The following is a 14,650-nucleotide window of genomic DNA, read 5'->3' on the forward strand; positions in this document are numbered from 1 at the left end:
TCTCTCGTCGATCTGGCTCAGCTTTTATAGCTGGGACGGCATGACGGAGAAGGCGTTCATCGGACTAGATAACTACATCGAATTATTCCAGGCGCCGACCTTCTATACGGCGCTGAAGAATAACGTGATCTGGCTCGCGCTGTTTCTGCTCGCGCCACCAATGGGTCTTGCCGTCGCGCTTTATCTGAATCAGGCAGTGGGCGGCATTCGGATCGTAAAGTCGCTGTTTTTTGCGCCTTTCGTGCTGTCGGGCGTGGTCGTGGGCCTGATCTTCTCGTGGTTCTACGATCCCACCTTTGGGCTGCTTGCGGTGATCCTCGGACATGGCATACCCGTGCTTGGCGATGCGCGCTACGCGACATTCGGCATCGTATTTGCAGCGCTTTGGCCGCAAACCGCGTACTGCATGATTCTGTATCTCACGGGGCTGACCGCGCTCAATAGCGAACAACTCGAAGCCGCGCGCATGGAAGGCGCGAAGGGCTGGACCATGCTGTGGCATGTGGTGCTGCCGCAATTGCGCCCGGTGACGTTCATGGCGATCGTGGTGACTGTGATCGGCGCACTGCGCAGTTTCGATTTGATTTCGGTGATGACAGGCGGCGGTCCGTTCGAAAGCTCGACGGTGCTCGCGTACTACATGTACGACCAGGCGATCAAGTATTACCGCATCGGCTATTCGGCTTCGATTGCGGTGGTGTTGTTCGCGATCATGCTGGTGTATATCGTCTATCACTTGCGGCGCATGCTGCGCAACGAACTGTAGGAAAGGAGACGCGCATGTATCCGATGCCCGTGCAAAAGTGGAAGCCGATGAATCGTCGGCTGTACAAACTATCTTTGCCGATCGCGTTGCTGATCTGGCTATTGCCGATGATCGCCGTGCTCGTCACATCGGTGCGTTCGAGCGAAGAATTAAGTCTCGGCAATTACTGGGGCTGGCCGCAACATATCACGCTGGTGGCGAATTATCGCGAGGCGCTGACTGCATCGCCCATGCTGCATTACTTCATGAATAGCGTGATGATCACCGTGCCTGCGGTGCTCGGCGCAATCACGCTTGCGGCAATGGCGGGCTTCGCGCTGGCGATCTATCGCTTTCCCGGCAATACGTCGCTGTTCGCTACGTTTGTAGCAGGCAATTTCGTGCCCATCCAGATTCTGATGATTCCGGTGCGCGATCTGTCGTTGAGCCTGGGTTTGTTCAACACCGTCGGCGCGCTGATCCTGTTCCATCTTTCGTTTCAGACCGGCTTTTGCACGCTGTTTCTGCGTAACTTCATCAAGCAGTTGCCGTTCGAATTGATCGAGGCGGCGCGCATTGAAGGCGCGAGTGAGTGGACGGTATTCACGCGTATCGTGCTGCCGCTGATTCGTCCCGCGTTGGCCGCATTGACGGTGCTTGTCTTCACCTTCGTATGGAACGACTACTTCTGGGCGCTGTGTCTCACACAAGGCGATGACGCCGCGCCGATTACCGTAGGCGTGGCGGCATTGAAAGGGCAGTGGACGACCGCATGGAATCTCGTATCGGCCGGATCGATCCTCGCGGCACTGCCGTCAGTGGCGATATTCTTTGCGATGCAAAAGCACTTCGTCGCTGGTTTGACGTTCGGGGCGACGAAGGGCTAAGCGGTTTGTCGAAGCGTCGAATGTGTCTGCATATTCGATGCTTCGATGACCGCCTGCACCACGCGTTCCACGCTCGGCCAATTCTTCTCCGTCTGACCATCCACATAGCTTTCCGGCGCGACACTGCGATAAAGCTCCGGATAGCCCCAGATCGCGTCATGCACGGCGGGCCGCGTAATACTGCCACCGATCACCGCGACGATCGGACGGCGAAACGCGGCGGCCGCATGCATCAGCATGGACGAGTTCGTCAGCACGACGTCCGCGCTTTCGGCGAGCGCGAATACGGTTCGCATCGAAACCGCACCGGCGAGCGAACGCAGCGGCGTTTTCGATCCTGCCGCCGCAATTGCTTCGGCAGCGCGGCCTTTATCCGCGTCGCTGCCGACGATCACGATATCGCAAGGCATGGCCGCTGCGATCCGCGCGAGCGCCGCGCCCATCTGACGCGGATTCCATATCTTGCCCGGCACGCCCGCGCCGATACCAACCAGCACGCGCACCGTGCGTTTGCCAGGCGCGGCATTCCAGAACTTCGTGGTGCGCGCCTGTTCATCGGACGTCAGGAACAATTGCGGACGCGCCTCAGGAAGATCAGTTATACCAAGCAATTCCGCTTGTCCGAGCGCGGCGCGCCCTGACTGACGGCGCGCGAAATCGATATATTCCTGACAGCCGCTATGACCGCCGCGATAGCCACGCACGCCGATGCGATAGCGCACGCCAAGCCGCATCATCAGCAACGTGCCCATATAACTGCCGAGCACGTCGATACCCACATCGAACCCGCCACGCTGACGCAAGGCCGCGACCTGCGGCGACTTCATCAGAAAGCGCGCGACTTGACGAGGCGAGCGATCCTGCACGATCTTGTTGTTCCACGGCGCATCGAGTTCGACGATCTCATCGACGTATGGATTATTCTCCAGAATCGGCCGTCCCCAACTGCCGATGCCTGCGATGATGCGCGTTGTCGGAAAGCGCGTTTTCAGCGCCTCGAAAATGGGCGTGGTGGTCAGCAGTTCGCCGAAATCGTTCGGGCGCAGCACGAGAATTTCGCGCGGCGTGTCGCGATGTGGATCATGCCGCGGCGGGTTGAATTTGCCGAGAACCCAGACCGGCAGCTCCGTAAGCGTGCTTTTCCAACCCATGACTTCTCCGATAAACGCGTGAACCCGTCGATTGTGCATATGGAATGCGCGCTTTTCTGTGGGACGGATGACGCAAATTCGCTGACGGCGGCAGAACATTGGCGGACAAACGCTAACGCGTGGCTGCCGCTTGTGAAAGTATTCCCACTGACCTAACATGAGCGCTCCTTTCCGGGAGCACTCAATGAGTTCGACTTCTTTACCGATTGCCGCCGCTCACCAGTCCGTCGATACGGAACCGCAGTCCATCGACGCGCCGCTGTCGGCGGCCGCCGCATTCCTGATTCTGAAGGTCAAAGATGACGAGGCATCGCTTGCCACGGTTCGCGATGTGCTTGGTAGTACGGATGATCTGATCAAGAACGTCAGAGTGCGGACCGATGTCGGTTTGTTCACCTGCAACGTGGGTATTGCGCATCGCGCATGGGGTGCGATTACGGCTAAGCCCGCGCCGCGCGAACTGACGCCGTTCAAGGAAGTGAAGGGCGCGAAGCATACGGCGATCGCCACTGAAGGCGATCTGCTTTATCACATTCGTGCGGAGTCGATGGGCGTGATCATCGAATTCGAACGGATGGTGCTGGAAGCCTTCGGTGACGCCGTTATTCCGCTCGACGACGTAGCAGGTTTCCGTTACTTCGATGGCCGCGATCTGCTCGAATTCGTCGATGGCACCGCGAATCCCGAGGGACTTGAACTGCCTGCGGCGACTATCGTCGGCGATGAAGATCCGGACTATGCGGGCGGCAGTTATGTAGTTATCCAGAAGTATTTGCACGACATGGCTGCGTGGCGTTCGCAAAGCGTCGAGACGCAGGAATCGATTGTCGGACGCAAGAAATTCGACAACACCGAATTGCCCGACGCAACCGAAGGGCAGAAGTCGCACAAGACGCTCTGCACGATCGAAGACGACGAAGGCGAACACGCCATTCTGCGCGACAACATGCCGTTCGCGGTGCCGGGGCGGGGCGAGTACGGCACGTACTTTATCGGCTACTGCCGCTATCTATGGGTGATCGAGAAGATGCTGGAACGCATGTTTATCGGTGATCCGCCGCCGCTGCACGATCGCATTCTCGACTTCTCGCGCGCCACGGCCGGCGTGACCTTCTTCGCGCCATCGCGCAAGTTTCTCAGCGATCTGGGCGATGCCTGAGCGTGCGTTCGTCTTGCAGCGTCAGCGTGATCGCCATGCTGATGAAAGCGATGGCTGACGCGCTGATAAAGACCCACTGAAGCGATCCCGGCACGCGCCCCGCCATGATATTGCCCAAAGCCGTGCCGAGACCCAGAAAGACATTGGCGATGGCGAATATTTTCGCGGCGGCGTGTGCATCGACGGTCTTGCTGATGTAGGCGGGAATCATGCCGTAGATCGCATAGAACGACAGCCCGAAGCACGCCGCCGCAATGCGCAACTGCCAAATCTGCGTATGCAGCGCGATCAATAATGCCGAACATGCAAGCGCAATATAAGAGGCGACGAGCACGACACGCACGCCGATTCTGTCCGCAAGCATGCCCGCGATCAATCCGCTGAACAGCCCGACACCGCCGATGATTGACCAGAGCTGTCCGACTGTCGCCAGTGAGAGCCGTCCTTCTTCAGTGAGATAGCTCGACAGATAGTTTTGCCACGGCCCGCATGTCATGCCGCTTAACGCGAGCAAGATCCACACCGTGAAATTGCGCGTCGTGACGATCGATCCGCTTGCTTCGTCGCGTTTGCGGACCGTCTCGCGCACGAATACATCCGGCGCGATAATCCTTAGTATAACGAAGCCTATCAACGTGATCGCGAGCGAGCCTGTACCGGTGACGAGCCAGATCGATCGCCACTGCCCGCCTGGCAGCAGCCACGGCACAAGCAAGCCGTTCGCCAGTTGTCCGTAAGCGGTGCCGCTGGACACGAGACCATTGACCGCCGATCGATACGCAAACGGCACCGCCTTCGAGATCGCGCCGACAGTCGGCACGATCATCAACGCGGCCATTGCGCCCAGTCCGGCCAGCACGACGCCGGCTTGCCACGCTCCCTGAATCCCCGCAAAAGCCAGCAGTAAAAGCGATCCGACAGCGACGGCGCATACCGTCACCTGTCCCGCGCCGAAGCGACGCGTGAGCATCGGGCACACGAGCGCCGCCGCGAGATAAGCGATCTGCGCGCCCGCACTCGCCATGCCGATCGCCGCATTCGCAAATCCGATGCTCGGCCGCATGGCAGGCATGATCAGTGCGAACAGATAGATGCCGAAGCCGAACGCGATTGCCGTGAACAGCGTGAACACGACCGCAATACAGACCGCGCGCGTGAATCCCCCGGCAGCCGACGAAGCGATTGCGTCCGTATTCATGCGAGGTTATCCTGTATCGAATAGAACCAATATAGAGATATTTCTATATTGATCGCGGCGCTGTGTCAAGGAGGACATGCCGATCCATGCGGAAAAGACATGCTGTGGATGAAGTTGCTCTGCAAGAAGCGCTGAACGCTTTGTCCAATCGTCACAGGCTGACCATCCTGATTTGGCTGACCGACCCCGAGTCGAACTTTCCGCCGCAAAGCGACGGCGATCTCGTGGAAGACGGCGTGTGCGTCGGGTTTATCACCGAGAAGATCGGTCTGAGCCAGCCCACGGTCACAACGCATATGCAGGCGCTCGCGAAAGCAGGGCTGGTCAGTTCCACGAAGATCAAGAATTGGGTCTACTACAAACTCGACCGCGTGGCGATCGACTCATTTCTGGGCGATCTTGGCCGTGCGCTGAATAAGAAATGATTTGATATCCGAACTATGAGTCAATCGAACGATTCATCCAAATCGCGCGCGGGCTTCGTACGCGTTCGCGGTGCGCGCGAGCACAACCTGAAGAACGTCGATGTCGATGTACCGCGCGATGCGCTCGTCGTATTCACGGGCGTGTCCGGCTCCGGCAAATCGTCGCTGGCGTTCGGCACTTTGTATGCTGAAGCGCAGCGGCGATACTTCGAGTCGGTCGCGCCATATGCGCGGCGTCTGATTGAACAGGTCGGCGTGCCGCAGGTCGATTCGATCGAAGGTCTGCCGCCCGCCGTCGCGCTCCAGCAGCAGCGCGGCGCGCCGAATGCGCGATCATCGGTCGGCAGCGTGGCGACGCTTTCGAGCCTCGTGCGCATGCTTTATTCGCGCACCGGCAGCTATCCGCCGAAACAGCCGATGCTGTACGCCGAAGACTTCTCACCGAACACCGTGCAAGGCGCATGTCCGGTCTGTCACGGTCTCGGACGCGTCTACGAAGTCACCGAAAAGTCGATGGTGCCCGACGATTCGCTCACCATTCGCGAGCGCGCCATCGCGGCATGGCCGCCCGCGTGGCACGGACAGAATCTGCGCGACATCCTCGTGACGCTCGGCTATGACGTGGACAAACCATGGCGCGATTTGCCGAGGAAGGATCGCGACTGGATTCTCTTTACCGAGGAGCAACCGACCGCGCCCGTGTATGCGGGACTCTCGCCCAAGGAGACGCAGGCGGCGCTCAAACGCGGCGCGGAACCGAGTTATCAGGGCACTTTTACGGGCGCGCGCCGCTATATTCTGCACACGTTCGCGCATACGCAAAGCGCGTTGATGAAGAAGCGGGTGTCGCGTTTTATGGTTGGGAGCGATTGTGCGGCATGTCATGGCAAGCGACTCAAGCAAGAGGCATTGTCGGTGACCTTCGCGGGACTCGATATCGCTGAATTTTCGAGGTTGCCGCTCAATCGGCTCACCGAGTTGCTGGAGCCGATCGCGCGTGGCGCATGGAACGATAAGGCCAATGAAGATCGCGTGCCGAGCAAGGACACGCGGCGCGCGGCCACGGCAAAACGCGTCGCTGCAGGCGGTTCGGCGCACAAGAGCGCGCCCGATGTGCGACGCACACCTAATCTTTCCGATGAGAAACGCGCCGCCGCCGAGCGTATCGCCGGGGAATTGCTGGAGCGCTTGCGCACGCTGACCGATCTCGGGCTTGGCTATCTCTCGCTGGATCGCGCAACGCCGACGCTGTCATCGGGCGAGTTGCAACGCTTGCGGCTCGCGACGCAGCTTGCATCGCAATTATTCGGCGTGGTGTACGTGCTGGACGAGCCGTCCGCCGGTCTGCATCCCGCCGATAGCGAAGCGCTGTTCGCCGCGTTGCAACGCCTTAAATCTGCGGGCAATTCGCTATTCGTGATCGAACATGATCTACACACCATGCGTCGTGCGGACTGGCTGGTGGATGTCGGCCCCGCTGCGGGCGATGCAGGCGGTGAAGTGCTCTACAGCGGTCCGCCCGATGGACTCGTGGCGGTGGAGGCATCGCAGACGCGACTGCATCTTTTTGCAACTCGTTCGGATTCCAAACATAAGCCGCGCATGACGCGTGACTGGCTGAAACTCGCGGGCATCACGCGCAACAATCTGCATGATATCGATGTCGCGTTTCCGCTCGGTTGCTTTACGACTGTCACGGGCATTTCGGGATCGGGCAAGTCGAGTCTGGTGAGTCAGGCGCTGCCGGAACTCGTCGCGGAGCATCTTGGCCGCGCGCTCGACAATGGAGAGGATGACGAACAAGACCCGCTGCTCGCTCGTATCGACACGCCTGCTGACGGTCGCATCATCGCGGGCATGGACACGATCAAGCGTCTCGTGCGCGTCGATCAAAAGCCGATTGGCCGCACGCCGCGTTCCAATCTTGCCACCTACACGGGCTTGTTCGATCACGTCCGCAAGCTGTTCGCCGATACCCCGGCCGCGCGCAAACGCCGTTACGGCGCAGGCCGTTTCTCGTTCAACGTCGCGCAAGGGCGTTGCCCGACGTGCGAGGGCGAAGGCTTTGTCAGCGTCGAACTGCTGTTCTTGCCGAGCGTCTATACGTCGTGCTCGACATGCCACGGATCGCGTTATAACCCGCAGACGCTTGAAGTCGAGTGGCGCGGCAAGAATATCGCGGACGTGCTGGCGATGAGCGTCGATACCGCGTGCGACTTTTTTATCGATGAACCCGCGGTGATGCGCGCGCTCAGCGTATTGCGCGATATCGGGCTGGGTTATCTGCGGCTCGGACAGCCTGCGACGGAGCTATCGGGCGGCGAGGCGCAGCGCATCAAACTCGCCACCGAACTGCAACGCGCGCATCGTGCGGATACGCTGTATATCCTCGATGAACCAACTACCGGTCTGCATCCCGCTGACGTGGATCGATTGATGACTCAACTGCAAGGCCTCGTCGATGCAGGCAATACCGTCGTCGTTGTTGAACACGATATGCGCGTGGCGGCCGCCAGTGACTGGGTGATCGACATCGGTCCAGGCGCGGGCGAGGAGGGCGGCACGATCGTGGTGGCGGGGGAGCCGGGCAAAGTGGCGCGGCATGCTGAAAGTCGCACGGCGCATTATCTGAAGGGCGCATCCACCAACGCCTGATGCGCGTTGACATCCGGCCCCACGCGCGCCTTGATTTCGCGTATAAACCGTGCAAGCGGCCCGTTGAATTCGTCATCATGTTTCCACACGAATTCAACCGGATAGTTCAATGTCAGTTCGGGATGCGAAACAAGTCGCGTCGTGCTCGGGCAGCTATGCACGGACGTATCCGGCACGATTGAATAACCGATGCCCGCTGCGACGAGACCGAGTATGGTCATCGTATCGCCGCCGAGCTGCACGATATTCGGTGAGAAGCCCGCCAACTGACATTGCCGGATCAGAAAGTCGTAATAGGGCGGCGCGGCGTCACGATCGAACCATACGCATGGACGATTCGCAAGATCGGCCAGGCGATCCGGCACATCGAAAGGCGCATCGAGCAGATCGGGCACGGCGAGTTTGAGGCCGCAGCGAAATACCGTGAGCGCTTCGAAGCGCGAATCGCGCAGATCACGCCAGCCGAAAAATCCGCCGTCGAGTTCGCCTTCGATCAGCGCATCCATCTGTTTGACTGCCAGCAATGGCTCGATATACAGCGAAATATCCGGATGCCGCGTGCGAAAGTTGTTGATATGTGAAAGAATTTCGGGATGCCAACCATAAGTCGGCGACACGCCGATTCGCAGCGTGCCCGCGCTTCCCTGCGCCACACGCAACGCACGCTGTCGCGCCGATTCCATATCGATCAGCAGACGCCGCGCATCGAGTGCGAACTGCTCGCCTGCTGCGGTCAATTCGACACCGCGCGCATTACGCGAGAACAGCGGCGTACCGAGTTCCTCTTCGAGATCGCGAATCTGGCGGCTCAGCGCAGGCTGCACGATATGCAGTTGACGCGCCGCAGCAGCCACGCTCCCCGAGTCCGCCACGGCCAGAAAGTACCGCAAATGCCGGAAATCCATGATTGTTGTCGTCGTGGGCACGCCGGGTAGATTCGCACGACAAAATACATCGTGGAAGCAGGCATAACCCGAGGCTATACCTGCAAAGCATAGGCGCTATTTTTGAATAGTATGCGGACCTTTGCAGCGGGCGGGCGTACCTTCTATGAACCACTAAAACGAAGGAATGTCCCTCATGCGACGATCCATCTCGACACGCGAAGCCGGCACGACTCACAGAACATTCGCTGCCGCCGCCATCGGAAATCTGCTGGAAATCTACGACTTTATTGCTTACGGTATCTTTGCAGTTCCCATCTCCCGCACGTTCTTCGCGACTCACTCCGAGTTGATCTCCCTGCTCCTGACCTTTCTGACCTTCGCGGTAGGCTTTATCGCGCGGCCGGTTGGTGCGCTCGTGCTCGGGCGATACGCGGATCGCGTGGGGCGTCGGCGTGCGCTGAGTCTCACGCTGATTCTGATGGCGGCGAGCACGGCGGTGCTGGCGGTGTGTCCGTCGTATGCATCGATCGGACTGGCTGCGCCGGTCATCATTACTTTGGGCCGCTTATTGCAGGGCTTTTCTGCCGGTGGCGAAGTCGGCGGCGCAGTGGCGATGCTGGTCGAGAACGCGCCGGAATCGAAGAAGAACTTTGCGTCTTCGTTCCAGCAGATGTCGCAAGGCGGCGGCGCGTTGCTGGCAGGACTCGTTGGCCTCGCGCTCACGCACGTCTTCACCGATGCACAAATCGCTGGCGGAGCGTGGCGTCTCGCGTTTGTCTTTGGTCTGTTGATCGGACCAGTGGGCTGGTATATCCGCCGCTCAGTGCCCGAAACCGTCGCGTTCGAAGCGGCGAGCCGCGAGCGTGCGCCCGCGCTGTTGCCGACGCTCGCGTCGCATCGCTGGCAGTTTGTGGGCGCGGTGGCGATCATGGTGTTCTGGACCATCGCCACGTACGTGTCGAATTACTTCACCACGTATGCTGTGCGCGAACTGCATCTGCCGCTGTCGCAGAGTTATCTCGGGCAACTTTCATATGGCGTCGTCATGGTCGTGATGTGCCCGATCATCGGCCATTTGTCGGACCGAATCGGCGTAAGAAAGCCGATGCTGTTCGGCGCGACGCTCACCGCGCTCTTCGCGTATCCGTTGTTCTGGCTGCTGGCGCATCAGCCGGGGCCGCTTTCGTTGATGCTGGTGCAGGCGTGCATCGGCTTTCTGCTGGCGTGTTACGCGGCGTGTGCATCGAACGTGCTGGCGAGCATTTTCCCGACGCGCTTTCGTGCAACCGGCGTGGGCTTTGCATACGCGATCGGCGTGACCGTGTTCGGCGGACTTACGCCGCTTGCAGTCACCAGTCTGATCGATATCACCGGCGACAAGCTCGTGATCGGCTATTACCTCTCTGCTGCCGCGGTGGTGAGTTGCATTGCGGTGTGGCTGACTGCGCCGCATCGTGACAAGCCGAAACATGAAGACAACGCAGCCACCCTTGCCGTAACGGAATAAACGCAATGAAAGCAATGAACCCTCTGACCTTGAACGACCCGCATCTCGATGCGATCGAAGAAGACCTGATCCACATCCGACGGCACATTCATTCGTATCCCGAACTAAGACACGAGGAGCGCGAGACATCGGCCTATGTGGCTTCGCTGCTGACGAAGTGGGGCCTGCGCGTGGAGCGTGGTATCGGCGGATATGGATTGGTTGGCGTGCTGCAACGTGGCGACAGCAAACGCTCGCTCGGTCTGCGCGCCGACATGGATGCCTTGCCGATGCAGGAGCACAACCGCTTCGCGCACGCCTCGCGCGCGGAAGGGCGCATGCATGCGTGTGGTCACGATGGCCACACCGCCATGCTGCTCGGCGCGGCGCGTTATCTTGCCGAGCACGGCGGTTTCGATGGCACGGTGAACTTCATCTTCCAGCCTGCGGAAGAAGGCGGCGCAGGCGCGCGTTTGATGATCGAAGACGGTCTGTTCGATCGGTGTCCTATGGATGCCGTGTTCGGCATGCACAACTGGCCCGGCATTCCCGCCGGTCATTTCGCTCTGCGGGCCGGCGCGATCATGGCATCGAGCAATACGTTCAGTCTCGAACTGACCGGCACGGGCGCGCATGCCGCGCAGCCGCATCGCGCAGCCGATCCGGTGTTGGCTGCATCGGCAGTGGTGCAGACATGGCAAAGCATCGTTTCACGCAATGTCGATCCTAAGGACTCCGCCGTTTTGTCCGTCACGGAACTGCATGCAGGCAGCGCGGGCAACGTCATTCCGGGCCACGCGCGCATGAGCGGCACCGTGCGCGCATTCAGCGACGATGTGCTCGACCTCGTCGAACGTCGCATGAATGAAATCGCGCAGGGCGTGGCGGCGGCGCATGGCGTGCGCGCGGAATTTCAATTTCAACGCATGTATCCGGCACTGGTTAACGATGCCGAATCCAGCGTCTTCGCAGCACGTGTGCTGAGCGAACTGGTGGGCGATGCGCGCGTAGATGCACAAGTCGATCCGCAAATGCCGTCCGAAGATTTCGCGTTCTACATGAAGCATCGGCCGGGATGCTATGTCTTTATCGGCAATGGCGATGGTTCGGAGTACGGAAGTTGCGGTTGCGCCATTCCGCTTCATAACCCGAACTACGACTTCAACGACGCCGTGTTGAAACCCGGCGTCGCATGGTGGGTGGCGTTGACGCGCGCGTGGCTGTGAGCGTGTTCAGCTTTTCGCAAGCGCGGCGCGAATGCGCGTGGCCTGCGCTTCGAGCACGGCGCTATCGGCGAATTCACGCGCGTGAATCTTCAGCGGCACGTCCTGCCAGCGCGGAATGATATGGAAGTGAATATGCTCGACGGTCTGACCCGCCGCTGCGCCGTTGAATTGCGCGATCAACATGCCGTCGGGCGTGAGCGCTTCCTTCACCGCTGCCGCGACGCGCTTGACGGTGCGCATGCAGGCGGCCAGCGCCTCTTCGGAGGCTTCGTGAATGTTCGCGGCGGCTTCTTTCGGAATCACCAGCACGTGGCCTTCGGATTGCGGCATCACGTCCATGAAGGCGAGCGTGTCGTCGGATTCGAATACCTTGATGCTCGGGATCTCGCCGCGCAGGATCTTGGCGAAAATGTTTTGTGTGTCGTAGCTCATGATCGAATAACGAGTGAAGAGTCAGGGTCCGCACACGTTAATCGACTGCCGTGCCAATGACAAGCCTGAACTCACTCGGCGACACCGCGTGATAACGCCGCCATACGCGCCTGAAATCGCGCACGGAGGCGAAGCCGGATTGTTCGGCGACGTGTTCTATCGTTAATTCGGATTGGGTTAGCAGACGCTGCGCACAGGCCACGCGCAATGATTGCTGATAGGCCAGCACCGTAATGCCTGCATGCTCCGCGAACAGACGGCTCAGATGGCGCGGACTCACATGCGCGGCGCGCGCAAGATCGGCCACGCTCCAGTCTCGCGCGGGCGTGCGCGCAATCGCATCCTGCGCGCGATGCACCGCCGGATGCACATGATTTCGATGCGCAAGCCACGGCGACAACTGCGCTTCATCGCCCGCGCGCCGTTGATACACCACTTGCCGCCGCGCGATATCGGCGGCCATTTCAGGCCCTGCGAGTTGCTCGATCAGATGCAGTGCGAGATCGATGCCCGCGGTGATGCCTGCGCTTGTCAGCACGTCGTGGTCATCGACAAAAAGGGAGTCGTCTTCGACGCGCGCAGTCGGCTCCGTTTCGCGCAACAGATCGACCAACGCGAAGTGCGTGGTGCAGCGGCGGCCCGCCAGCAAGCCCGCGCGCGCCAGCAAAAGCGCGCCCGCGCAAATACTGGCGATGCGCGTATCTTCCACCGGCGCGCGGCGCAGCCATTGCGTGACCTTATCGAAGCACGCATTGGTGCCGGGCGGCGGCGTGTCCGTGGTCCCGACGACGATCACCAGACTGTTTGGCGGCAAGCGTTTCGGCAACGGCTCAATGCCATCGATCGACGTACCGAGCGATGTCATCGCGCGTTCGAGCGGCCCGCAATGATGCAGTTCGATCGGCGCGCCGGACTCCGCCGCCATGCGCAGCGCTTCGGCCGGTCCCGCATAGTCGAGCATCAGCACGGGTGGCGTCAGCACGAACCATACGGATACCTTATCGATCATTTTGCGTTGAGCGTTTGCCATGAACTCAGCACGTCGTCCGCTGTGGAAATGCGCGCGAAACGGTCTTGCAGCACCAGCTCGGTGCGCGCTTTGATATCGGCGGATGAATAGGTCTGACCGCTGCCTGTGTGTGTCATGGGAAACGTGAGCGTGGCTTCGGTCACGTAATCCACGGCATAGCCAATATCCGATGCAACCCGCGTCGTGGTTTCGCAGCACTGTTCCGTGCGAATGCCGGTAATCACGAGATGATCGATGCGCTGGCGACGCAGCCAGAGATCGAGTCCCGTGTCCGTGAAGGCATTGTGCGTGTGCTTTTCGAAAACGACAGCGGGATTGCCCGGCAGCCAGTCGAGCGGCTTCACGAAGCCCGATTCCTTGCGGAACGGCTGACCCTTGCCGACATGAAATATATGCACCACGGGCACGCCTGCTTCGCGTGCACCGGCATCCAGACGCAGAATGGCGCGTTTGAATGCCGGAACATCCTCTTCCGACCACTCGGCGGTCTGACGAAACGATTCCTGCACGTCGATCACGATCAGCGCCGAGCGGTCGGACACATTGGCGGTTGCGGTCATTTTTGGCCTCACATTGAACGGGATGGACACATCTTACGATGCCTGCGTGAGGGCATCGAGACCATTCCCGGTCATCATAGAGGACAAAACGCGCCAGTCACTTTTATCTGTCGAGCCGCGTCACCTTGGTGCCTTCCACCGATACCCCCGCCATCAGCCCCGCATTCGTCAGTACGAATACTTCGACCGGACTGGTGGCGGTGGTGGTATCGAGTTGGCCGTTTGCTCCGATCTTCAGCACCGCGACGGTGGCGTCGGTGCCTGCGGCCCAGCCATCGCGCTTTCTGAAGTCGGCCAGTGCGTCGTCGGTCAAAAAGACGAAGATCAGCGCCTTCGATTGCGCGCCGAACTGCAAACCGAACGAGCCGCCTGCGGTGCTGTAGTAGCCCTCCGTTTGCCCGTCCACGCGCAGCGCGCCTTCGCCGTATTGCGCGCCCAGCCAGAAGCCCGCCGCCAGCACGCGCGGGAAAACCAGCACGCCGCGCGCCTTGGCGACCAGTTCGCGCGATCCCTTGACCGTCGCGTACAGACGTTGCAGCGTGGAATCGACCGATGCGTCGATGGAGCGGAAGTGGTCGGCGCGGCCGGCGGGCGTGTCGTCGGAGGGACCGGTCGTCGTACATGCGCCGATGACCAGTGTGCTCATGGCCAGACCGCTTGCGACCAGCAGTTGGCGTCTTTTCTTATGAAGCATGTCGTCCCCGTCGTGAGTGGTTGGTTGGCTTGTGCACTATACAGGCGCGGTGATGTAACGGGGGCGGATCGTCGCAACTGAGCGCCGTTTTTTTACGCGGTTTTTATACTCGCGC

14 protein-coding genes are annotated in these 14,650 nt (G+C 60.2%); 7 read left to right on the forward strand and 7 right to left on the reverse strand.

The features are described from left to right. The coding region (locus tag P7F28_RS07780) for a carbohydrate ABC transporter permease (RefSeq protein WP_277183940.1) at positions 1-766 on the forward strand (766 nt) is incomplete at its 5' end. 14 nt (positions 767-780) lie between these two features. After that, positions 781-1,632: a carbohydrate ABC transporter permease gene (locus tag P7F28_RS07785; RefSeq protein WP_277183941.1), complete on the forward strand. Its 852-nt coding sequence runs from the start codon at positions 781-783 to the stop codon at positions 1,630-1,632. Here the strand turns inward: P7F28_RS07785 and P7F28_RS07790 are convergent. Next, positions 1,629-2,783 carry a glycosyltransferase family 9 protein gene (locus tag P7F28_RS07790; RefSeq protein WP_277183942.1) on the reverse strand — a complete coding sequence of 385 codons (1,155 nt, stop codon included), beginning with the start codon at positions 2,781-2,783 and terminating at the stop codon, positions 1,629-1,631. The two genes, P7F28_RS07785 and P7F28_RS07790, sit on opposite strands and share 4 nt — an antisense overlap. Before the next feature lie 184 nt (positions 2,784-2,967). Here P7F28_RS07790 and P7F28_RS07795 point away from each other — a divergent pair, with 184 nt between their 5' ends. Next, complete coding sequence (locus tag P7F28_RS07795) at positions 2,968-3,942, forward strand: Dyp-type peroxidase (RefSeq protein ID WP_277183943.1); 975 nt, start codon at positions 2,968-2,970, stop codon at positions 3,940-3,942. On the opposite strand, the gene P7F28_RS07800 is transcribed toward P7F28_RS07795, so the two are convergent. Beyond that, on the reverse strand, positions 3,920-5,140 hold the full coding sequence (locus P7F28_RS07800) for an MFS transporter (RefSeq protein WP_277183944.1): 1,221 nt from the start codon (positions 5,138-5,140) through the stop codon (positions 3,920-3,922). The genes P7F28_RS07795 and P7F28_RS07800 overlap by 23 nt on opposite strands. A gap of 104 nt (positions 5,141-5,244) precedes the next feature. Between P7F28_RS07800 and P7F28_RS07805 the strand changes: the two genes are divergently transcribed. Both P7F28_RS07805 and P7F28_RS07810 read left to right on the forward strand, forming a co-directional pair. Continuing rightward, positions 5,245-5,565 (forward strand): metalloregulator ArsR/SmtB family transcription factor, encoded by a 321-nt coding sequence (locus tag P7F28_RS07805; RefSeq protein ID WP_277183945.1) that lies wholly within the window; start codon positions 5,245-5,247, stop codon positions 5,563-5,565. Between the two features lie 15 nt (positions 5,566-5,580). Further along, positions 5,581-8,220, forward strand: coding sequence for an excinuclease ABC subunit UvrA (locus tag P7F28_RS07810; protein ID WP_277183946.1), 2,640 nt, complete (start codon positions 5,581-5,583; stop codon positions 8,218-8,220). On the opposite strand, the gene P7F28_RS07815 is transcribed toward P7F28_RS07810, so the two are convergent. Then, positions 8,190-9,125: a LysR family transcriptional regulator gene (locus P7F28_RS07815; protein WP_277183947.1), complete on the reverse strand. Its 936-nt coding sequence runs from the start codon at positions 9,123-9,125 to the stop codon at positions 8,190-8,192. The genes P7F28_RS07810 and P7F28_RS07815 overlap by 31 nt on opposite strands. A 175-nt stretch (positions 9,126-9,300) precedes the next feature. Between P7F28_RS07815 and P7F28_RS07820 the strand changes: the two genes are divergently transcribed. Together P7F28_RS07820 and P7F28_RS07825 are read left to right on the forward strand one after the other, a co-directional pair. Further along, positions 9,301-10,614: an MFS transporter gene (locus tag P7F28_RS07820; protein ID WP_277183949.1), complete on the forward strand. Its 1,314-nt coding sequence runs from the start codon at positions 9,301-9,303 to the stop codon at positions 10,612-10,614. A 23-nt stretch (positions 10,615-10,637) separates the two neighbouring features. Next, positions 10,638-11,819 (forward strand): M20 aminoacylase family protein, encoded by a 1,182-nt coding sequence (locus P7F28_RS07825; RefSeq protein ID WP_370467267.1) that lies wholly within the window; start codon positions 10,638-10,640, stop codon positions 11,817-11,819. Between the two features lie 6 nt (positions 11,820-11,825). On the opposite strand, the gene P7F28_RS07830 is transcribed toward P7F28_RS07825, so the two are convergent. The 4 genes from P7F28_RS07830 to P7F28_RS07845 form a co-directional block, all read right to left on the reverse strand. Then, a complete protein-coding gene (locus tag P7F28_RS07830) occupies positions 11,826-12,251 on the reverse strand; it encodes an HIT family protein (protein ID WP_277183951.1) in 426 nt (141 codons plus the stop codon). 37 nt (positions 12,252-12,288) lie between these two features. Then, positions 12,289-13,281 (reverse strand): GlxA family transcriptional regulator, encoded by a 993-nt coding sequence (locus P7F28_RS07835; protein WP_277183952.1) that lies wholly within the window; start codon positions 13,279-13,281, stop codon positions 12,289-12,291. Beyond that, the gene (locus P7F28_RS07840; RefSeq protein WP_277183953.1) at positions 13,257-13,841 is read right to left on the reverse strand and encodes a cysteine hydrolase family protein; all 585 of its coding nucleotides are present in this window, start codon (positions 13,839-13,841) and stop codon (positions 13,257-13,259) included. Before P7F28_RS07840 ends, P7F28_RS07835 begins: the two co-directional genes overlap by 25 nt. Before the next feature lie 103 nt (positions 13,842-13,944). Then, positions 13,945-14,487, reverse strand: coding sequence for a YSC84-related protein (locus P7F28_RS07845; RefSeq protein ID WP_370467265.1), 543 nt, complete (start codon positions 14,485-14,487; stop codon positions 13,945-13,947). Positions 14,488-14,650 lie beyond the last annotated feature (163 nt).

Origin of the sequence: Caballeronia sp. BR00000012568055, from assembly GCF_029439455.1 — a bacterium.
Taxonomy (GTDB): domain Bacteria; phylum Pseudomonadota; class Gammaproteobacteria; order Burkholderiales; family Burkholderiaceae; genus Caballeronia.